The sequence below is a fragment of the Enterococcus sp. DIV1420a genome (assembly GCF_051712165.1).
GTDB lineage: Bacteria > Bacillota > Bacilli > Lactobacillales > Enterococcaceae > Enterococcus > Enterococcus faecalis.
Genome location: NZ_JBIOOI010000001.1, coordinates 1,687,218 through 1,708,852, shown reverse-complemented (window position 1 = coordinate 1,708,852; position 21,635 = coordinate 1,687,218). Strand labels below are relative to the sequence as shown.

15 protein-coding genes are annotated in these 21,635 nt (G+C 36.8%); 8 read left to right on the top strand and 7 right to left on the bottom strand.

The genetic code is table 11. The features are described from left to right. Positions 1-81 precede the first annotated feature (81 nt). The 4 genes from polA to IGI80_RS08515 form a co-directional block, all read right to left on the bottom strand. Positions 82-2,730: a DNA polymerase I gene (polA, locus tag IGI80_RS08530; RefSeq protein WP_002355755.1), complete on the bottom strand. Its 2,649-nt coding sequence runs from the start codon at positions 2,728-2,730 to the stop codon at positions 82-84. 187 nt (positions 2,731-2,917) lie between these two features. Continuing rightward, positions 2,918-3,829 carry an aldo/keto reductase gene (locus IGI80_RS08525; protein ID WP_438723230.1) on the bottom strand — a complete coding sequence of 304 codons (912 nt, stop codon included), beginning with the start codon at positions 3,827-3,829 and terminating at the stop codon, positions 2,918-2,920. Between the two features lie 68 nt (positions 3,830-3,897). After that, positions 3,898-5,322: a helix-turn-helix domain-containing protein gene (locus IGI80_RS08520; RefSeq protein WP_438723229.1), complete on the bottom strand. Its 1,425-nt coding sequence runs from the start codon at positions 5,320-5,322 to the stop codon at positions 3,898-3,900. Positions 5,323-5,445: 123 nt separating this feature from the next. Beyond that, positions 5,446-7,590: a heavy metal translocating P-type ATPase gene (locus IGI80_RS08515; protein ID WP_002355752.1), complete on the bottom strand. Its 2,145-nt coding sequence runs from the start codon at positions 7,588-7,590 to the stop codon at positions 5,446-5,448. A 125-nt stretch (positions 7,591-7,715) separates the two neighbouring features. On the opposite strand from IGI80_RS08515, the gene IGI80_RS08510 reads away from it, so the two are divergent. Then, a complete protein-coding gene (locus IGI80_RS08510) occupies positions 7,716-8,414 on the top strand; it encodes a helix-turn-helix domain-containing protein (RefSeq protein WP_002381295.1) in 699 nt (232 codons plus the stop codon). Between the two features lie 69 nt (positions 8,415-8,483). On the opposite strand, the gene IGI80_RS08505 is transcribed toward IGI80_RS08510, so the two are convergent. Beyond that, positions 8,484-10,490: a KUP/HAK/KT family potassium transporter gene (locus IGI80_RS08505; protein WP_002381294.1), complete on the bottom strand. Its 2,007-nt coding sequence runs from the start codon at positions 10,488-10,490 to the stop codon at positions 8,484-8,486. A gap of 333 nt (positions 10,491-10,823) precedes the next feature. Then, positions 10,824-13,469, bottom strand: a complete 2,646-nt coding sequence (locus IGI80_RS08500; protein WP_002355749.1) for a calcium-translocating P-type ATPase, PMCA-type — start codon at positions 13,467-13,469, stop codon at positions 10,824-10,826. An 822-nt stretch (positions 13,470-14,291) separates the two neighbouring features. On the opposite strand from IGI80_RS08500, the gene IGI80_RS08495 reads away from it, so the two are divergent. Beyond that, positions 14,292-14,597 carry a helix-turn-helix transcriptional regulator gene (locus IGI80_RS08495; protein WP_002355748.1) on the top strand — a complete coding sequence of 102 codons (306 nt, stop codon included), beginning with the start codon at positions 14,292-14,294 and terminating at the stop codon, positions 14,595-14,597. Positions 14,598-14,941: 344 nt separating this feature from the next. Here the strand turns inward: IGI80_RS08495 and queA are convergent, their stop codons facing one another. Continuing rightward, complete coding sequence (gene queA, locus IGI80_RS08490) at positions 14,942-15,973, bottom strand: tRNA preQ1(34) S-adenosylmethionine ribosyltransferase-isomerase QueA (RefSeq protein WP_002355747.1); 1,032 nt, start codon at positions 15,971-15,973, stop codon at positions 14,942-14,944. A gap of 165 nt (positions 15,974-16,138) precedes the next feature. Between queA and IGI80_RS08485 the strand changes: the two genes are divergently transcribed. The 6 genes from IGI80_RS08485 to IGI80_RS08460 all read left to right on the top strand — a co-directional run bounded on the left by IGI80_RS08485 (position 16,139) and on the right by IGI80_RS08460 (position 21,613). After that, a complete protein-coding gene (locus IGI80_RS08485; protein ID WP_002355746.1) occupies positions 16,139-17,029 on the top strand; it encodes a ring-cleaving dioxygenase in 891 nt (296 codons plus the stop codon). A 626-nt stretch (positions 17,030-17,655) separates the two neighbouring features. Further along, complete coding sequence (locus tag IGI80_RS08480; RefSeq protein WP_002355745.1) at positions 17,656-18,849, top strand: betaine/proline/choline family ABC transporter ATP-binding protein; 1,194 nt, start codon at positions 17,656-17,658, stop codon at positions 18,847-18,849. Between the two features lie 3 nt (positions 18,850-18,852). Then, positions 18,853-19,488, top strand: a complete 636-nt coding sequence (locus IGI80_RS08475; RefSeq protein WP_002355744.1) for an ABC transporter permease — start codon at positions 18,853-18,855, stop codon at positions 19,486-19,488. 2 nt (positions 19,489-19,490) lie between these two features. Continuing rightward, positions 19,491-20,411 carry an osmoprotectant ABC transporter substrate-binding protein gene (locus IGI80_RS08470; protein ID WP_002355743.1) on the top strand — a complete coding sequence of 307 codons (921 nt, stop codon included), beginning with the start codon at positions 19,491-19,493 and terminating at the stop codon, positions 20,409-20,411. Positions 20,412-20,414: 3 nt separating this feature from the next. Then, entirely contained in the window at positions 20,415-21,077 is a 663-nt protein-coding gene (locus IGI80_RS08465; RefSeq protein WP_002363261.1) for an ABC transporter permease, read from the top strand. Positions 21,078-21,148: 71 nt separating this feature from the next. Next, positions 21,149-21,613, top strand: a complete 465-nt coding sequence (locus IGI80_RS08460) for a GNAT family N-acetyltransferase (RefSeq protein ID WP_002355741.1) — start codon at positions 21,149-21,151, stop codon at positions 21,611-21,613. Positions 21,614-21,635 lie beyond the last annotated feature (22 nt).

The following is a 21,635-nucleotide window of genomic DNA, read 5'->3' as shown; positions in this document are numbered from 1 at the left end:
TAAAGAGGTCTGAACGCTTAGATATCAACGTCCAGATCCTACTTATCCTTATTTTATTCATCGTTCTTAATGGGTAAGCTATTATTTTGCTTCATACCATGTTTTTCCCCAACTGCTATCGGTGATAAGTGGCACATGTAAGGAAACTGCGTGCTCCATCACTTCTTTGACGAGTTGATTTAATTGTTCTAATTCTGATTCTGGTACTTCAAAAACTAATTCATCGTGCACTTGTAATAACATTGTCGCTTGTAATTTTTCTTCTTTTAAACGACGCGCCATTTCAATCATCGCAATTTTTAAAATATCTGCGGCACTTCCCTGAATCGGTGTATTAATCGCTGTACGTTCAGCGAACGAACGTAGATTAAAGTTTCTTGAATTAATATCACTTAAATAACGACGGCGATGATACAATGTTTCCACATAGCCTTTGTCTTTGGCATCGCGGACAATCTCTTCCATGTACTGTTTCACGCCTGGATATTTTTCAAAATAGGTGTCAATATATTGTTGCGCTTGCTTTCTAGTAATGCCTAAGTTTTGGGACAAGCCATAATCACTGATACCATAGACAATTCCAAAATTCACCGCTTTAGCTTGACGACGCATGTTAGGTGTGACATCTTCTGCTTTTTCAACACCGAAAACTCGCATTGCAGTGCTGGCATGGATATCTTGCCCTTCCACAAACGCTTCTTTTAAATGCTCATCATTAGAAATATGCGCGAGCACACGTAACTCAATTTGAGAGTAATCAGAAGAGAAAATCAACCAATTATCCTCTCTTGGTACGAAGGCTTCTCTAATTTTTCGGCCTTCTTCTAAACGGATAGGAATGTTTTGTAAATTAGGATCTACTGAGCTTAATCGTCCTGTTTGTGTCAGTGTTTGTACATACCGAGTATGAATTTTATTATCTGGCTGAATTACTTTTAAGAGTCCTTCAACATAGGTCGATTGAATTTTGGCAATTTGACGATAGGTTAAAATATCGGCCACAATTGGTGCTTGTTCTTTTAGTTGTTCTAAAACATCTACCGCTGTTGAATAGCCAGTTTTCGTCTTTTTGATCACAGGTAAGCCCATTTTTTCAAATAAAATAACGCCTAATTGTTTAGGTGAATTCAAATTAAATTCTTCGCCAGCTTCTGCATAGATTTTTTCTTCGATTTCTTTCAAGCGTTCTGAAAATTCTACTTGCATTTCTTTTAAGCGTGTGGCATCAACACGGATACCAGTTATTTCCATATCGCCTAAAATACGAGAAAGTGGTAATTCCATTTTATAGAATAAATCAGCTTGATTTTTTTCTGTTAATTCGCTATCTAATTTGCTTGTTAAAAATTGAATTGCTTTAATCTTACGTGCTAAATGACCAAAGAAAACTTCTTCGTCCTCTGGCAAGCCTTTTTTGGCCCCTTTTCCATAAATGGCTTCATCAGATTGAATCGCATCATATCCGTAATGTTGTGCTACACCTTCAATATCAGCGTTATTGTCATTGGTATCAAGTAAATAAGCAGCCAATAAAACATCAAAGGCAATCCCTGTCATTTTTCCTACATAGCGATTTAGTGCAACGTACGTCCGTTTTGCATCGTAGACATTTTTTTTACGTGTCTCATCCATCAACCAGTCAATAAATGGCTGACTTTCAAAAACAGCTAAATTATTCGTGGTATAAATCTTCTTGTTGTTGCCCCAAGCAAGGCCGACAATCGGTGACGTATGATAGTTATCTTCCATCATCTCAACATAAAGAGCCATATCGTCTGTAAACATTTCATTGGTTAACTGATCTTCGACTACTTCAAATAAAATATCTTCCATTTCAACAGGTTCTTCTGTAATGTCCAACTTAGCTAAAAATTGTTTAAAGTCCATTTCTTTATAAAAAGGAACCAATTTTTCTAAGTTTTTCCCTTCATATGCCAAGTCTTCCACATTGACTTCGACTGGTGCATTGACTTCAATTGTCGCTAAACGTTTAGAAAGAAAGGCTTGCTCTTTATCATTAATCAAGTTTTCTTTCATTTTGCTTTTTTTCATTTCATCGATATTCTCATAAACCCCTTCAACTGAGCCATATTGTTTTAACAGCTTAATCGCGGTTTTCTCACCGATTTTCGTTACACCTGGAATGTTATCCGACGTGTCGCCAGCCAACCCTTTCATATCAATAATTTGCTTAGGCGTTAACCCATCATATTTTTCAGCAATATGCTCAGGCGTATATGATTCAATATCGCTAACTCCTTTAACAGTGATATCTACTTTGACAGTGTCCGTCGCTAATTGTGTCAAATCTCGGTCCCCTGATAACACGACAACATCAAATTCATCTTTATCAACTTTGTTGGCTAATGTACCAATAATATCATCTGCTTCATAGTTAGGTAGTTCATAATATTTTACGCCTAAACCTTCTAAAAGTTCACGAATATACGGCATTTGTTCTTTAAATTCCCCCGGTGTTTTTGAACGTCCGGCTTTATATTCTGAATAAAATTCTGTTCTGAATGTGGTTTTCCCTGCATCAAAAGCGACTAAAACATGAGTAGGCATTTCTTTTTGCATTACATTTTCAAACATATTGTTAAACGCATAAATAGCATTTGTATGCAAGCCGTTCTTATTTTTGAATCGTTCTAATGAGTTATGTAGCGCAAAAAATGCACGAAAGGCTACACTGTTTCCATCAACGAGTAATAATTTTTTTTTGGTCATTTTTTTCCCCTCATCTTTAGCAAACTAGTTTCCTTTCTATTTTAACAAAAAACTACAGAATTTGCAGTAGACGGCGATTGCAGAATGAAAGAAAAAGGTATTTGACATAGTTCCTTAGTGACAACTATATCAAATACCAAAATCAATCAGCAATACACGCTGAATCTTCACAAGTATGAGAATCTTTTTACGGCAAAACATTTCCCGCTGCACGATAAATATCGTACCAATCTTCGCGACTAATCACAATGTCTGCTGCTTTAGCAATTTCTTCAATTCTACCAAGATTCATACTTCCTGCGATGACTTGCATATTAGCAGGGTGGCGCAGAATCCAGCTGCTGGCTAAGCCAGTTGGCGTTGTTTGATATTTTTCAGCCAATTCGCTTAATTTTTGATTTAACTCAGGGAATTTTTCATTTCCAATAAAGACACCTTCAAAATAACCATATTGGTACGGTGACCATGCTTGAATAGTCATTTGTTTCAACCGTGAATAATCTAAAATACCATGATCATAATCAATGCTTCCTGATATTTCCATATTTGTTTGTAAGCCTTGATCCACCATGCCAGTATGCTTGATGCCAAATTGTAATTGATTGGCTAATAACGGTTGTTTAACAGCTGTTTTTAAAAGTTCAATTTGTCCTGGCGTTTGGTTACTTACACCAAAATAGCGAACTTTCCCTTGTTTTTCTAATAAATGAAAAGCTTCAGCTACTTCTTCTGGTTCCACTAAAGTATCTGGACGATGCAACAATAATGCATCGACTGAATCTACACCTAAACGCTGTAAACTCCCTTCGACCGCTTCTAAAATATGTGCTTTTGAAAAGTCAAAAAAGCCTTGACGAATCCCACATTTCGTTTGTATAAAAATATCTTCACGACGAATGGTATTTTCTTTTAAGGCCTTACCAAAAATGGTTTCGCAGTCGCCGCCACCATAAATGTCGGCGTGATCAAAAAATGTAATGCCATGATCATAAGCAGTTTCAATTACCTGTTGAGGATTTTCAGCACCATTTAAGCGCATACATCCTAAGATAACCGAAGAAACTGTTTCGTCACTTGTACCAAATTGTAGTTGTTTCATTTTAATATCCTCCTCATCCATTCCTCTTACTTCTTCATTTTAACACTATTTAGACAAAATTGGACTTCTTACGATAGATTCGCTTCGACTTTTTCAAAAAAAGCAGGAGATAATTCCTCTGGCAAATAAACAACTGTCTCAGAAGAAAGCGCTACGTTCATCTGAAACAAATGATTGACAATTAAGAGGTGTGCTTGGTGAAGTTGATACGTTGGTTTTCCATGAATAATTGTAATATTCTTTTTTTCACTGAAATAGCTTTTTATAGATTGCCCCAGCGCTTGTTCCTTTTCTGGAGGAAAGTCCGTCAATAGGCAAATAATATATTTTTTTTCATATAAAATCGGGTCAAATAAATCTAGGATGTGATAAAAATAGCAACTCGTCAATTCCCTTTCTTTTACTGAAGTAAAGACTGGATACAGGCGTTTTAAAAGCCTAATTAGTTTCTGTAATCTGTGCCAGGTTTGTTGATAACGAACAGCGAGTGTTTGTTCCTGTTTATGAGCTGGCAACCATGCTTGTCCGTCTAATAAACTATTCATATGCGTACTTAAAAATCGACATAAATGAATTTCTTGATAATTAAAATGATGTTGTGTAAAATTTCTCCTAATTTCTTTCATAATAAAAATAGCTGTTTTTAAGCATAAACTTTCTATTTTCATTTGCTCATGAATAAAATACTTTCGCGCTCTCTTGCCAAAACAACCACCAAAATGTGCTTCAAGAATCACAAATAACGCTTTTTGTTCTTTAAGAGACATAAAAGAAGTGCTCAACACTTCCACACGAAATAAATAAAAAAAAGCACTTGTTTGTTGAAATAAATTAGCATTTGGCACTGAAATTTCATGCCCGCCTCTATATCGTTTCTCCCAAATATAAATTAGCCAACTAAGATGATTCTGTTGTGCTACATTTAAATCCAACTCAAAAAAGGTAATGATTTTCCGAGTCATTTCTCTGTTTTCTTCCAGACAGCTTTCTTGGAAAAACAAATAAAAACAAAGGATTAACTGTCGAATTTGCCATTCATTACCAGTTAAATCGTAATGTTTTTGACGTACAATAATATCAAAATTAACTAGCCAACGTCGAATATTAGAAAGTTTCTTCCGAAGAGTTGATTCCTGTAATTCCAATACCTGGGTCAATTGTGCATAATTGATTCGCTCTTCAATTAGACAACGTAAAATATAAAATTCGGGAATAAAATAACAAAATTTTTGTCTAAATCGAGCCAAGCCACAAACGCATAATTCACGATATTTTACAATTCCTTTGGTCGTTGTATAAATCTTACAAAGCCCTTCTATCTTAAACGTTTCCTGCTTTTTTTCAAAACGTTGAATGTAACAATGGATGGTTTTGTCGCTCACCTTTAGTTTTTCTGCAGCCATCAAAACAGAAAATGTCTGCTCTTGTTGCAGTAAATCCAACAATTCCAACATATTTTTATGTTCAAAAGACAATAATTCCTTGAAATCCATATATCGTCCCCTTTCACTCCCTTGTTATAAGAATACGTCAAATAAGGCAAAAATTTTTTTAAGAAGAAAAAAATAGAGAACAAAAAGTATTGATTACTTTCCGCTCTCTACAATTATATCGAATTATTTTTTTGAAATATGCAGTGTCATAGCATTTGCTGCTACAATAATTGTACTTAATGACATCAAGACAGCACCTACAGCTGGATTTAAAACAATCCCAATTGGTGCAAGAACCCCAGCCGCTAAAGGAATAGCGACAATATTGTACCCAGCTCCCCACCAAAGATTTTGGATCATTTTACGTCGTGTTTGTTTGGCTAAATCTAAGAACCTTAAAATATCTTTAGGATCACTATCCGTCAGTACAACATCTGCCGAATCAATTGCTACATCTGTACCAGCGCCTATCGCAATGCCGATTGAAGCACGGGCTAAACTTGGTGCATCGTTAATACCGTCTCCTACCATCATGACCTGATGTCCCTCAGTAAGATATTGTTGCACAATTTTTTCTTTATCTTCTGGTAAGAGCTCTGCGTAGTATTCCTTCATTCCTAAATAATTAGCAACTGCACTGGCGGCTGTTTGATTATCCCCTGTTAACATGACTGGCGTAATTCCTTGCGCTTGTAACTCTGCAATAAATGTTTTAGCTTCTGGTTTGACTTTATCTCCTAAAGCAAGCAGTGCGACTAATTGACCAGCGATGATTAAATAGCTCAAGGTATTTCCTTGCTCTTGATAGTTTGTTTTAATTGTTTCATCGAAGGTTAACTGTAACCGTGCAACTTCTTTTTCATTGACTATTTTGACTTCTTGGTTTTGAACAGTAGCAACCAGTCCTACGCCTGATAAAGCTTGCAGATTATGGGCTTCATAAGGTTGAACGGCTTGTTTATTTAAATAGTTCATGATCCCAATTGCCAACGGATGATTTGCATTTTTTTCCAATGCCCCAATATATTTAAGTGCTTCTTCTCTAGTAAACTGCTTACTCATTAATTCTAAGCCAGTAACTGTAAATTGTCCTTCTGTTAAAGTTCCAGTTTTATCCAGCAACACATATTCAACCTTATTGGCTTGTTCTAATGCATTCCGATTTTTTAAAAGTAAGCCATTTTTAGCAGCAATGGAGGTACTTCTAGCAATCACTAAAGGAATTGCTAAGCCTAACGCATGGGGACAGGCAATAATAAAAACTGTAACCATTCGTTCAAATGCTAGAGACAAATCTTTCGTTACGAGTAACCAACCGATAAATGCTAACACACCTACGAATAAGGCAATATAGAATAACCACTTGGCTACACGGTCTGAAATGGATTCTAGTTTTGATTTTTCCGATTGCGCTTGTTTAACCATCTCCATAACTTTTGACAGGTAACTATTTTCACCCGTGCCAGTTACCGAAATTTCAATCATTCCGTTGCCATTGACAGCTCCACCAATCACGGAGTCACCAATGTTTTTTTCTACTGTTTTTGATTCCCCTGTAACCATCGATTCGTCGACTGTTGTGCTTCCTTTCAAAATTTTACCATCTGTCGGAATTTTATCTCCCGAACGGACAATCAAGCGATCGCCTTCTTGGACATCTTGCAAAGGAATTTCTTCTTCCCCATGTTCAGTCATTCGCTTGACTGTGTCAGGCAACAGTTCAGCCATTTTTTTCAAGGCATCACCAGCATTAGAAATAGCATTCATTTCAATCCAATGGCCTAAAAGCATAATAACAATCAGAGTGGCTAATTCCCAGAAAAAGTCCATCACGTGGGCCTGATTCGTAAAATGATTCATGTAAAACGCATATAAGCTGTAAAAATATGATACCGAAATCCCCATCGCAATTAACGTCATCATTGCTGGACTCTTTTGCTGTAATTCCATTCTAGCGCCACTTAAAAATGGTTGTCCACCATAAAAAAATAGCACAGTTGCTAAAATTAAGACCAACCAATCAGAACCTGGAAAAGTAAATTGAAAAGGTAATTGAAAACCCATCATTGGTGAAAGAACAATAATCGGAATAGCTAAAATCAATGACAGCCAGAATTTTTGTTTAAAATTCCCCATATGCATTGAATGATCCATTCCCTTCATTCCTTCATGTTGGTGTGACATAGCCATTTGTTCATGCGCCATGTCATGATTCATGTGATTCATTTTATCGTGGGACATTGTTGGCTGTTTTTCCTGGTGTTGTTCATGATTATGTTTTGCTGACATATGATCCCTTCTCTTCTTAAGTATTTTCATCTTAAGCATAGCACAAGATGAAAATTGTTAGAAATAATTACTTTTTTTAGTTTAGAAAAAAAAAGAGCCGAATTTTGCGTATGTATATTTTAAGAACACCTTATCCTCATATTTATTACAAAAGGAGTGTTTCAATGAAAATTACTACAAAGCAAGTCGGGGCGCGCATGCGTGAAGCTCGAAAAAAGAAGAAGTACACTTTACGTTATTTAGCCAATAAAATTGGTTTATCTAGTGGAAGTACAATTAGTAACTGGGAATTAGGTTTGAATTTACCCAATAAACGATACTTAAAAAAAATCGCTAAAGCCTGCGATACAACAGTAGATTGGCTACTTTATGGTGATTTTGATCGATTTGTGCGCCAGCTATTAAAAGAAAATTTTCAAAATAAACAACTGCTAAAACCACCTTTTTTTACTCAGTTGATGGGACGTTTATCTGAAGAACAGCTATCCTATCACGATTCCTTAAAAATTATGATTCAAGCGCAAAAGTTACAGCAGTCCTTTTATGCTTTTCCTTTAACAGTAGAAGCCCCCTCTCATTCCCAAGAGAGTATTTCTATTTATGAACCAACAACTGCAGAAGAACAGTCTGACCAATCTTATTATCATCCGTTTATTTTGTCAGAACTCCATGAATTATTTACACATTCTCAAAATCCAGAATTGGATTATTCTCTGATTATCGCTTTTCTTCCTTTGTTAAAAGTAGATCAATTAACTGAGCCACAAAAAGAAGTCTTACTGGCCATCTTTAAGCGGATGAATTCCTTTAAAGACCAAACGCTTTTAAATGAATTCTTTGTGGAATTACAGTATTTACTCTGATTCTACAAAAAAGATTGAGCCATGTATCTCAAGGACTTAGGCTCAATCTTTTAGTTAAATTTCTTCTATTTATGAACGATTCTTTCGTTCGACTAAGTGCGTTTTCCGTTGTGGACCAATGATTAAAGGAACGGATTCATATTTGACTTCACTGTATTCCAAGCCAAACCAACTTTCAGGAGAGGTAGTTAAGTTTTTGATAGCTAATTTTGCCTGCATAATTTGTCGATCCCATTTTTTCAGTTCAGAAACGTTAGATAATTCTTCTTGAATTAATACAAATTGGAAATCGCCAACTTCTCTCCCTGGCGTTAATGAATAACGTTGCGGCTGTTTTGGCAAGCGGCCTGTTTTCATCAAGTCATGAACAATTTGTCTTAAATATACATTCACTTCTTGAGAAATATGGAAGCCTAAATATAGCTGAACTTGCACAATAAAATCAGTCCCTAACATATCAACAGAATACTCTTGAGTAAAGGGTTCATCTGTTACCTGAACATTAACAAACCAATAAACATTCGCTCGTTTTGGCTGTTTGTCCAAAATCGAATAAATAATATTACGATTAATTTCGCCGTCCACTCGATCGGAGGTTAAAAAGACCACGTTGGTTTGATACATTGGTACAGATGTATCTTCTTTCAAAGCTTTAAGTTGTGGTACATATTTTTCCAACGACACTTGTTCCGCCGTAGCTTCCTTAATCTCGTTACCGCGTTCCCAAATAATCATGATGCATAACAAGAAGACTGCCATTCCCACAGCAACATATCCACCATGGAAAAACTTCGCAGCACTTGAAAAGAAAAAGACAACTTCAATGGCAGCAAAGAACAAGGAAATTAGATACGCAGACCAAGCTGGAATTTTATCCAAAAGATAAAACAACAATAAAATGGTTGTCATCAACATCGTAATCGTAATCGATAGACCATACGCAGCTTCCATGTGTGTCGATGTTCTAAAAGCCAGCACGATTGCTGAACAAGCTAACCACAAAATTAAATTTACCGCTGGAATATACATTTGACCGATATTGCTCCCAGGATAAATAATTTTAAGTCTTGGTAATAACTTCAATTTAATCGCTTCAGAAACTAAAGTATACGAACCTGATATTAACGCTTGCGAAGCAATCACTGCGGCGATTGTTGCAAAAACAACGCCAAATACGAGAATACCTCGTGGAATCATTTGGAAAAATGGGTTAATTTCAGCTAATGCCTGCATTTCAGGGTTTTCTTTGACCGTTAACAACCACGCAGCTTGCCCTAAATAATTAAGAATCAAACAAATCTTAATATACGGCCAGCTAATGCGGATATTCATTTTTCCTACATGCCCTAAATCAGAATATAAAGCTTCAGCACCAGTTGTAGCCAAGAAAATATTCCCTAAAATAAATAGACCTAATTTATTTTCTGGACTGACTAGTAATTGCAAAGCATAATATGGATTTAATGCACGAATAACCGTCCAATCTTGGCTAAAATTCATTAAACCAATGATGCCTAAAAAAGTAAACCACAAGAACATAATCGGCCCAAAAGCTTTCCCGACCAATTCTGTTCCAAATCGTTGAACAGAAAAAAGAATTAAAATAATCGTCAACGTAATAACCACTATAATCGTTTGGTCATTGCCAAAACGTTCAAAAAATGCCGGAATCCCCCGTAAGCCTTCAATCGCTGTCGTCACTGTCACAGCTGGGGTCAAAACGCCATCAGCCAGTAAAGCGGCGCCGCCAATCATTGCGGGAATAATCAAATACTTACTTTTTTTACGAACCAATGTATAAAGAGAGAAAATCCCACCTTCTCCATGGTTATCAGCATTTAAAGCAATAACAACATATTTAATCGTGGTTAAGATAGTCAATGTCCAAAAAATTAATGAGACCGAACCTAAAATAAACGATTCAGAGACCCGTGCCAAGCCACCATTATCTCCTACAATGGCTTTCATTACATATAAAGGGCTCGTTCCAATATCTCCATAGACAACGCCCATGGCAACTAAGATCCCTGCCATCGTAAATTTCCGACGATCAAACCCCTCTGCTTTGTGTAACACAATACTTTCCTCCTACAAAAGAAATGACTTCGTTTAGTTTAACCAACAGCTCCATAAAAACTTTTAAAACTCTTTATTATATAACGTTTTATATATCTTTTTCATTAGTCAAAAAGCGCTTTTTGACTAACGATGCTACTCACTATAATACGTTTTAAATCGTTTAGCAAGTCTTTTTATTAGAGAATGTTCATCTTAGATAAGAAACCCACCTATTTTGAAAAAAGGAAAATCAAAAATAAGTGGGGCAGCAGTCGAAACGACTGCTGCCCCACTTGCTAACTATTAAGATAATTCCCTGAACAAAAGTAGCTCCTTTTATTCCTGTTAAATTTAAATCACTTCTTCTTCCTCTTCAACTTCAGAGAAATGGAACTTAATCATTTCATTGACGAAAATTGGCACAAAGGATAGGAAAATTGCTAACATCCAATGATTTAAACTAATATGCACTAATCCAAATAGTTCTTGTGTGAATGGTAATAAAGCAATGGTTGTGGTAATTAGTAATGCTAAAACGACCATTTCAAAGAGCGACTTGTTGCTTGATAATTTTACACGGAAAACAGAGTTCGCACTACGAACATTAAAGACATGTAAGATAGAGGAATAAGCTAAGATTAAAAATGCCACTGTTTGTCCAACTTCATAGCTGTTTGAAACATAGGCTGAAACACCTGGTACAAAGGCACCTAGGTAAAAACCAAACAAAGTAATGACTGTGAACACTGCTGCATTAATCCCAATCTTTTGCCATAAGCCTCGTGCAAAAATCCCTTCGTTTTTAGGGATTGGTGCCTCATCCATAATTCCTTTTTCCGCTGGTTCTTTTCCTAATGCAAAACCAGGTAACCCATCTGCGACCACGTTAACAAACAACAGTTGAACTGCAGTAAATGGCGCACCCCAACCAAGTAACATGGCAATTAAAACAATAAAAATCTCAGAAATATTACAGCTTAATAAGAAGTTAATGGCTTTACGAATATTTCGGTACACGGCACGTCCTTGCGCAACCGCATCAACAATAGTTGCAAAGTTATCGTCCGTCAAAATCATATCTGAAGCGCCTTGGGCCACATCTGTTCCAGTAATCCCCATTGCGCAACCGACATCACTAGCTTTCAAAGCTGGCGCATCATTCACGCCATCTCCGGTCATTGCTACAACAGCGCCAGAACGTTGCCATGATTGAACAATTCGAATTTTATCTTCAGGGGTTACACGTGCATAAACGGATAAATCTTTAACCCGTTTATCTAATTCTTCATCACTCATTTTTTTCAGTTCTGAACCAGATAAGGCTTCACTTTTATCTTTTAAAATTCCTAATTCTTTAGCAATTGCACTGGCTGTTACCACGTGATCACCAGTAATCATGACTGTTTTAATTCCAGCTTTTTTCGCACGAGCAATGGCGCCCTTACTTTCTGGACGTGGTGGATCAATCATGCCAATTAAGCCTAACAAGCGAAGATTTTTTTCTAAAGCCTCTGATGTAATTTCCTTGGGTGGTTCATCATATACGGCATAACCGACAGCAATAACTCGTAACGCTCGTTTTCCGAAACGATCATTAACAATAGCCGCTTGATCGACATCTCCGAAACCAAAACGAGGTAGTAACACATCAAAGGCTCCTTTAGTAATTGAGATGTACTTTTTCCCCCATTGATGGACCGTAGTCATCATTTTTCGTTCTGAATCAAAGGGAATTTCACCAATACGAGGATATTTTTCTTCAAGTTCTTCTTTAGTATGATAATTTTCTTCGACAGCACGAACAATTGCCGCTTCTGTCGGATTCCCTGTAACAGTTAGTTCATCGCCTTCTTTTTCCACAATGACATCTGTACATAAAGCAGCCATTTTCAATACTTCCATGGCTTCATCGGTCATGGCATCTTCCGTATCCGTTACTTCATCACCACGATGCCATACTCGGCGGACGCGCATTTTATTTTGTGTCAGTGTTCCTGTCTTATCAGAACAGATAACATTCGCAGTTCCTAGCGTTTCTACTGCTGGCAATCGACGAATAATCGCATGTTTCTTAGCCATTTTTTGAACACCATATGCTAAGGTTAACGTTACAATCACGGTTAGTGTTTCTGGTACAGCTGCCACCGCTAAGGAAACGGCTGTCATAAACATTTCAAGAAGCGGTTCTCCTTGCAGTTCACCAATAATGAAAACAATTGCTGCAGCCCCTAAGGCTAACAAACTAATACGTTTGCCTAATTGATTCAAGCGTTTTTGTAATGGTGTTTTTTGTTGATCGCTGTTATTCAGTAACCCAGCAATTTTACCCATTTCTGTATTCATTCCTGTTGCAGTTACTACTGCTCGTCCGCGGCCATTCACAACGGTACAGCCTTTGAAAATCATATTTATTTGATCTCCTAAGCCATCATCGTCATGCCCCACGTATGTAGGATCTTTTTCAACAGGTTCACTTTCACCTGTTAGTGCTGACTCTTCTACGCGCATTTGAGAAGCTTGAATAAGTCGTGCATCGGCTGTAATCATTGAACCAGCTTCAAGAACTAGAACATCTCCTACTACTAGTTCTTCAGCATCGACTTCGATTACCTTGCCATCTCGTAAGACTGCACTACTTTGCTTGTTCATGTCTTGTAAAGCCGCCAGAGATTTTTCAGCATTTCCTTCTTGAACAATGGCCAAAACAGCATTGATAATCACAATTGCAATAATTAAGATTCCTTCAAAATATTCGCCATGTTCTGTTACGATTGCTGTATAAAACGAAATTGCCGCAGCAACTAATAAAATAATCGTTGTAAAATCAGATAAACTGTGAATAAATTTCTTTAACACAGAATCCTTCTTAGCCTCTTCAAATTGATTGCGGCCATTTTCTTTCAGCCGTTGTTGGGCCTCTTGTTGTGTTAAACCAGTTTCAGTATTGACTGAAACTTCTTTTGTGACAGTATCGACAGATTGCTTGTAAGCTTCCATCCTATTCCCCCTCTAATTTTTTCTTCCTATATAATAGTGTCTCTATTAAATATAACATGATTTTTTTTGAACACGCAACTTTTTTCATCTTTGGCTTAGCGTTCTCTCATATGTCCAGAAAAAACTGGTATTTTCGTTGTTGCTACAGCAATGTTTCTATTTGATTATGGGAATTTTATGAAAAAAGAAACGAATTCAGCCAAAAAGCAATGGACATTTTTTTCATTTTGTCTGATAAAAAAATAGTTTATTTCTATATATTCAACACAAAAACAACAAAAAATACAATGTTATTTGGTTCGCATGATTATTTATTTTACATGTTATAAAATAACCAGAAAAATATTATATTTAATCTTATTAATAAGTGTTACAACTTGCAAACGCTTCCAAAAAGTGCTATTCTTTAAGTGTAAGGAGGACATGCAAATCAATTGGTTGAAGATTTTCTCAGTAGATAAAAATCGGTAAACTCAAAGTTGTTAGAATTGCAAGATTCACCTGTAAACAATACGTGTAGAGTAATTGTTAGTGATAACTCGTATCGGAAAATAGGGAAAGGTTATAGAAGGATGGAGTTTCTATAAAGCATTTACCCTATCTGTTATCACCTAACGCAAGTTATCCACCATCCAAGCGTCGAAACTGTATGAAAACAAGGTTTTAGTTTCACCACATCACGTTCACCTTTTGCTTTACATGTATCGCGAAATGTAAACACTTATTCAACCAATTGATGTCTTCCCGTTAACAAGGCCGAGCTTAAATTTAAGCTCGGTTTTTTCTTTTAGGCAATAAAATATATTTGTATCAAATAATCATATGTGTTATATTCAAGGTGCACATTCTATTTTATCTTCTTTTAAAGGAGGGAATGCTATGCGAAAAAAGAAAAAATCTTCGTTTGAAAGTTCAATTCATGTTTATCGTGCTATGGCTCGTATGACCCAGCAAGATTTGGCCAATCGAGTCGGTGTCTCTCGACAAACAATTATTCAACTGGAACGAAACAAGTACAATCCTTCATTACTTCTTGCGCATGACATCGCGAACGTCTTTGGCGTAACCATTGATGATGTGTTCACCTTCAAAGAAACACTGAATGACGATGTAGAACAAGAAGCCTAAACAGTATAAGCTGTACTTAACAAGACAATTTTTCTGATTGTACTTGGAGTTGCCGAGGTACAACTTAGTACCGGCAATACGAAGAAAGTACTTCTTCGTATTGTTGTTTCAATAATTAATCTTTTCTTACATAAAAAAAGAACGGCGCAACCGTGGTTGCGTCGTTCTTTTTATTCTAAGATTGTCTACTAAGCATTTTTGCTCTAGTAGCGTTTTGGTTTCTAACTTTATTATTTACAGGGGAAGAAAAAATAAAGCACACCTTTACTGTGATTCCAAAAATCACGTGTTTATCATAATATATTTTTGTTTCAATCCCAAGTATTCTGCTCACAAAGTGTCGCTTATTTAATAAACATTGCATCGCCAAAACTAAAGAAACGATATTTTTCCTCAATTGCATGTTGATAAGCAGCCAATGTTAAGTCTTTCCCCGCAAAGGCACTCACAAGCATCACCAACGTAGACTTTGGTAAATGGAAGTTCGTTGAAAAAGCCTCTACGACTTTAAATTGATACCCTGGTGTGATAAAAATATCGGTCCAGCCACTGTCAGCTTGGATTTCACCATTAAATTTTGTGCCAATTGTTTCCAACGTACGAATAGAAGTTGTTCCAACCGCAACAATCCGACCGCCTGCTTGGCGCACTTCATTTAATTGCTTAGCCGCTTCTTCAGTTAAACGATAGAATTCGCTATGCATATGATGTTCTTCTATATTATCAACGCTCACGGGACGGAATGTTCCTAAACCGACATGTAAAGTTAAATAAACGAGATGAACACCTTTTGCTTTGATCTCTTCTAATAGTTCTTTTGTAAAATGCAAACCCGCTGTTGGTGCTGCAGCTGAACCATTTTCTTCAGCATAAACCGTTTGATAACGATCTGGGTCATCTAGACGTTCTTTGATATATGGCGGCAATGGCATTTCTCCTAACGATTCTAAAATTTCTAAGAAAATACCATCATATTTAAATTCAATGATTCGACCACCATGTTCCAACTCTTCTTTAACCACCGCTTTTAGGCGACCATCGCCAAATTGAATTTCCGTGCCGACTTTTGCACGTTTCGCGGGCTTAATCAAGGTTTCCCATGTATCGCCTTCTGTATTTGTTAAAAGTAAAACTTCCAAATGACCGCCTGTTTCAGGTTTTTCTCCATATAAACGGGCCGGCAGTACCCGTGTGTTATTCATGACTAATGCATCCCCAGGCTGTAATTCATCAAGAATATCATGGAAATGTTTATCCTCCATGTCCCCTGTTTCTTTATTTACAACTAATAATCGTGAACTAGCGCGATCTTTTAGTGGGGTTTGAGCAATTAATTCTTCTGGTAAATCAAAATCAAAATCTTCTGTACTTAGCATTTCCGTCACTCTTTCTACTAGTTTTTATCTTGGTTATTCTAACACTTTTTCTTGTTTCTGGCTATGTCAGCCTTCTGAATCAAACTAAATAGTTGTCAAAAAATGTCAGAAGCATTATACTTACTTTAAGTAAGTATACATAGTTATTTAGAGGAGGAACTCAAAATGCATGCTCAATTTCATCATGTTTCACTATTAGCGCGTCATGGTCAAGAAAACCAATCATTCTATACAAAATTGTTAGGCTTACGCTTTGTCAAAAATACCGTAAATCAAGACAACAATCGCATGCCTCATTATTTTTATGGCGATTATCAAGGCACACCGGGAAGCTTAGTAACTTTTTTTATCGTGCCCTTATTAGGCAACCGCTATGAAGAAAAAAATTATTTAGCCACGATTGGCTTAAAAATCCCCCAAAATAGCCTTTCCTTTTGGGAACAACGTTTAACAGAAAACAAAATTCCATTTAACAAAAAAGAAAAGAGCCTACATTTCAGTGATCCAGATGATACGCATATTATCCTGACAGAAGTTCCTGAAAATCCATTAAAAGAAACACTCGTTGTTTCTAACGACATTCCAGCAGCGGTTCAAATTATCGGTTTGGCCTCTACTGAATTTCATGTGCCAGATTCTGAAAAAACCTTGGCTTTTTTTGAAACATTTCTTGGTTGGCAAGCAGTTGGCAATACGATTATTTTAAGTGAGACGGAAAGCTTTTCTGTTCATCAAACAACGTCGGATAAAACAAGCCGAATGGGGCGTGGCAGTATGGATCATATTGCTTTTTCTGTGGCTGATGATGAAGCATTACAAGAACTACACACGCGCGCTTTAGCACAAGGCTGGGAAATTGAAATGTATGTAAGTCGTGGATATTTTAAAAGTTTATACATTCGTGAACCAGGCGGGAATCGGGTTGAATTTGCTACTTTGACTCCTGGTTTTACATTGGATGAGCCTCTGGAACATTTAGGGGAAACGTTGGCTTTACCGCCTTTTTTAGAACCAAAACGGACTGCAATCGAAGCCAACCTCTACAAAGACATGTAACCAACGCTTTAGAAAACAACGGAAGACGGACGTAATAATCGGTGACAAAATTACGTCCGTCTCTCTTCCCCTATGTTTGAATGTTTGAACAAGAGAATAAAAAATGACCTTCAGATTTTTCTGAACGTCATTGCACATTCCATAAAAAGCATCCTTCGTTCTTCCACTTCTTACTTCTTAAAAAAACTGGTAATTTTTTCAAAAATTCAGTAAAATAAAAGTGATCAATGGTTTCCATTGATTGAACGGGCAACTTGATGGTCCACTTGCACAGGTGACTATTCAAGGCTTCGTGATTTAGTTGCCGCTAAATCATGAAGCGCCTTTTTTTATTTTATTCCCTTGTTCTCTTTCCATTCTAATGAAAAACTCAGCTCCCGTCAACTTGCTACAAAGGACACTTTTCTTTGTTATAGCGGCTTTTCTTCCTTCTCAGAATACTCTTTTTAACATCTTGTTTCGTTCAGATAACTTTTACTAAACAATAGTTATCTTTTCTTTTTTTTAGAACGAATTAAAAAAATTTTACCGCCTTCTTTTTCCCATTAAAAATAGATTACATTTGTCGAAATCGCATTTTTATAGCATACTAGTAATAAGATACATTTTCAAAATATTTAGTTGAGGTGAGTAAGTTGATAGAATTTCAGCATGTATCAAAATTTTATAAAGGCGGAAAAGTCGCCGTTGATGACATTAATTTGTCTTTCGATAAAGGTGAATTTATCTGCTTCATCGGAACAAGTGGTAGTGGAAAAACAACATCAATGCGGATGCTTAACCGCATGACCGACCCTTCAAAAGGAAAAATTTTAATTGATGGCCAAGATATTCAAAAAATCAATCCTGTAGAGCTACGTCGCCAAATTGGCTATGTCATTCAAAATATCGGCTTGATGCCTCACATGACCATTCGTGAAAATATCGTTTTAGTGCCTAAATTATTAAAAGTACCTGTGGAAGAACGCAATAAGATAGCTGAAAAAATGATTGATTTGGTTGAGTTACCACGAGAAATGTTGGACCGCTATCCCAATGAACTTTCTGGCGGACAACAACAAAGAATCGGCGTTGTGCGGGCTTTAGCTGCCAATCAAGATATTATTCTAATGGATGAACCTTTTGGTGCTTTAGATCCTATCACCCGTGATTCATTACAAGATTTAGTGAAAGATTTGCAAGAACGTTTAGGAAAAACTATTGTCTTTGTTACCCATGATATGGATGAAGCGTTGAAATTAGCAAATAAAATTGCCATTATGAGCGAAGGCAAAGTAATTCAATTTGACACACCAGATAATATCTTACGTCATCCAGCCAATGAATTTGTAGAAGAACTCATCGGAGAAGATCGCTTATTACAAGCTAAACCTGATTTCACCACTGTTGATGAAGTCATGTTAAATTCAGCAATTACTATCACGCCGGAAAAATCTTTACAAGAAGCGATTAAATTGATGCGTGAAAAACGGGTTGATACCTTATTAGTTGTTGATAATTCCCATGTGCTTAAAGGCTTTATCGATGTTGAAACATTAGATCAGCAACGTGGCAAAGCTTCTAGTGTCGGTGATATCTTGAATAAAGATGTCTTCTTTGTTCAAAAAACCGCTCTTTTACGTGATGCTTTACAAAGAATCTTAAAACGTGGCTTAAAATATGTGCCAGTCGTTGATGAACAAAAACGAGTGGTGGGCATCTTAACACGTGCTTCCCTTGTTGACATTGTTTATGATGTTATCTGGGGCGATGAAACAACGATTAGTGAAGCTGTAGAAGCAAAACAAAGCGAGTCCGAAACTGATAAAGAGGAGGCGTAAGCAATGAGTAGCTTCTTTCAAGAATATGGATCAGAAATGATTTCAAAAAGTATTGAACATATTTATATTTCATTCTTTGCACTTTTATTAGGGGTCGCTATCGCTGTGCCCGTTGGCGTTTGGTTAACACGTTTGCCCAAAGTAGCCAATATTGTCATTGGTTTAACAAGTGCCTTACAAACGGTTCCTTCGTTGGCTTTATTAGCTTTGATGATTCCAATTTTTGGTGTCGGCAAAACACCCGCTATTATCGCGCTATTCATCTATTCCCTTCTACCTATTTTAAGAAACACGTATATCGGAATGAAAAATGTCGATGAAAATTACCGAGATGTTGCTAAAGGCATGGGCATGACCAATTTACAGTCTATTTTTAGTGTTGAATTACCCATTGCCATGCCAACAATTATGGCCGGCATTCGTTTAGCTGCTGTCTATGTCATTGCTTGGGCTACACTGGCTTCTTATATTGGTGCAGGTGGTCTTGGTGATATGATTTTCAGTGGATTAAATAACTATCAGCCAGAATTAATCTTTGGCGGGACTATTCCGGTAACTATTTTAGCGCTTTTAGCAGATGTTCTTCTTGGATTATTAGAAAATCGTTTAACGCCAAAAGCTTTAAGGGAGGGCGAATAATGATGAAAAAGAAACTCAAGTTAAGCTTACTCTTCTTAAGCAGTTTACTTTTATTGGCAGGTTGTTCTTTACCTGGTCTCGCTTCAACTTCTGATGATAACACTGTCGCCATTACAGGTGGGATTACTTCAGAAGCGCAGATTTTAGGGAGCATTGTAGCGGATATGGTGGAGCATTACACAGATAAAAAAACAAATGTGATTAACAACTTAGCCACTACTACCATCAATCACCAAGCAATGTTAAACGGAGATGCCTCAATTTCTGCAGCTCGTTATACTGGTACTGACGTGACTACTACGCTGGGCTTACCAGCGGAAAAAGATCCTAAAAAAGCGTTCAATCTAGTTCAATCAGAATTTGAAAAACGTTATCAACAAACTTGGTTCCCTTCATATGGATTTGAAAATACTTATGTATTCTTAGTTACAAAAGAAACGGCTGAGAAATACAATTTAAAAACAGTCAGTGATTTAGGGAAAGTCGCAGACAAATTAGTTGCTGGTGTCGATACTGCGTGGATCACACGTGAAGGCGACGGTTATGAAGGCTTTAAAAAGGAATACAACTTCCAATTTAAATCTATTTTACCAATGCAAATTGGCTTGGTGTACGATGCAGTCAACGCTGGAAAAATGGACGTTATCTTAGGTTACTCAACAGATGGCCGGATTGGTAGTTACGATTTAGTCATGTTAAAAGATGACAAGCGTTTCTTCCCGCCTTATGATGCCGCTCCTGTGGTTAGTGACAAATTATTAAAAGAAACGCCGGAAATTAAAGATGTCTTAAATCGCTTAGATGGTAAAATTTCTACCAAAAAAATGCAAGAATTGAACTATCAAGCAGATAATGATTTAATTGAACCTGCTGTCGTAGCCGAACGTTTCTTAAAAGAAAATAACTATTTTGAGGGGGAGTAACAGATGAATAATATGAATTTATTCCAACAATTTATCTACTATTTCCAACAAAATGGCGGCTACGTCTTTCAACAATTTTTACGTCACTTTTTAATTTCGATTTATGGCGTAATCTTTGCTGCAATTGTCGGGATTCCTATTGGGATTATGATTTCACGTAAACGTAGCTTAGCCAACTGGATTATCCGTTTAGCGAACATTATCCAAACAGTACCAGCTTTGGCAATGCTTTCGATTTTAATGTTGGGAATGGGCTTAGGCGTCAACACGGTGGTTGTAACGGTCTTCCTTTATTCTCTCCTACCAATCATCAAGAATACGTACACTGGCATGATTCAAGTGGATCGCAATATTTTAGATGTTGGTAAAGGAATGGGTATGACAAAAGTACAACTTCTTTATATGGTCGAGTTACCTTTATCTGTTTCAGTAATCATGGCAGGTATTCGAAATGCGTTAGTCGTCGCAATCGGGATTACTGCGATTGGTGCTTTCGTTGGAGCTGGTGGTTTAGGGGATATTATTATTCGTGGAACCAATGCCACAGATGGTGCTTCTATCATTTTAGTCGGTGCCTTACCAACGGCCTTTATGGCGATTATCACAGATTGGGTTCTAGGGATTATTGAACGGCGTTTAGACCCAGCTAGCAAACATTCCAATTAATAAAAAATACAGAGCAGATCCAACATTGTTTCTTTTCAATGGGATCTGTTCTTTTATCTAGGAGATCAATAATGTCTAACTATACTATTATCGATTTAAACCAACAACCACACTTAATTCCGTCAGCTGCTCAATGGTTTAGCCAAAAGTGGCAAATCCCCGCTGAAGCGTATCAAGGAAGTATGCAGGAAATGCTAACTAGCGAAAACCACGTACCACATTGGTGGGTCTGCTTGAATAAACAGCAGGACATCGTTGCAGGCGTGGGCGTAATTGATAATGACTTCCACAATCGTGCAGACCTTACGCCAAACCTTTGTGCATTGTATGTCGAACCAACATTTCGTCACCAAGGCTTAGCAGGAATTCTTTTAACAACAGTTGGTGATTTTCTTGCTAATTCTGGATTTAAAAAGCTTTATCTGCTTACAGACCATACTACTTTTTATGAAAGATATGACTGGGAATTTTTGACAATGGTAACCACCGAAGAGCAGTCTTGCGCTAGAATTTATCAAAAACAATTACGTCAATAAAAAAATCTGCCATCAAAAGATG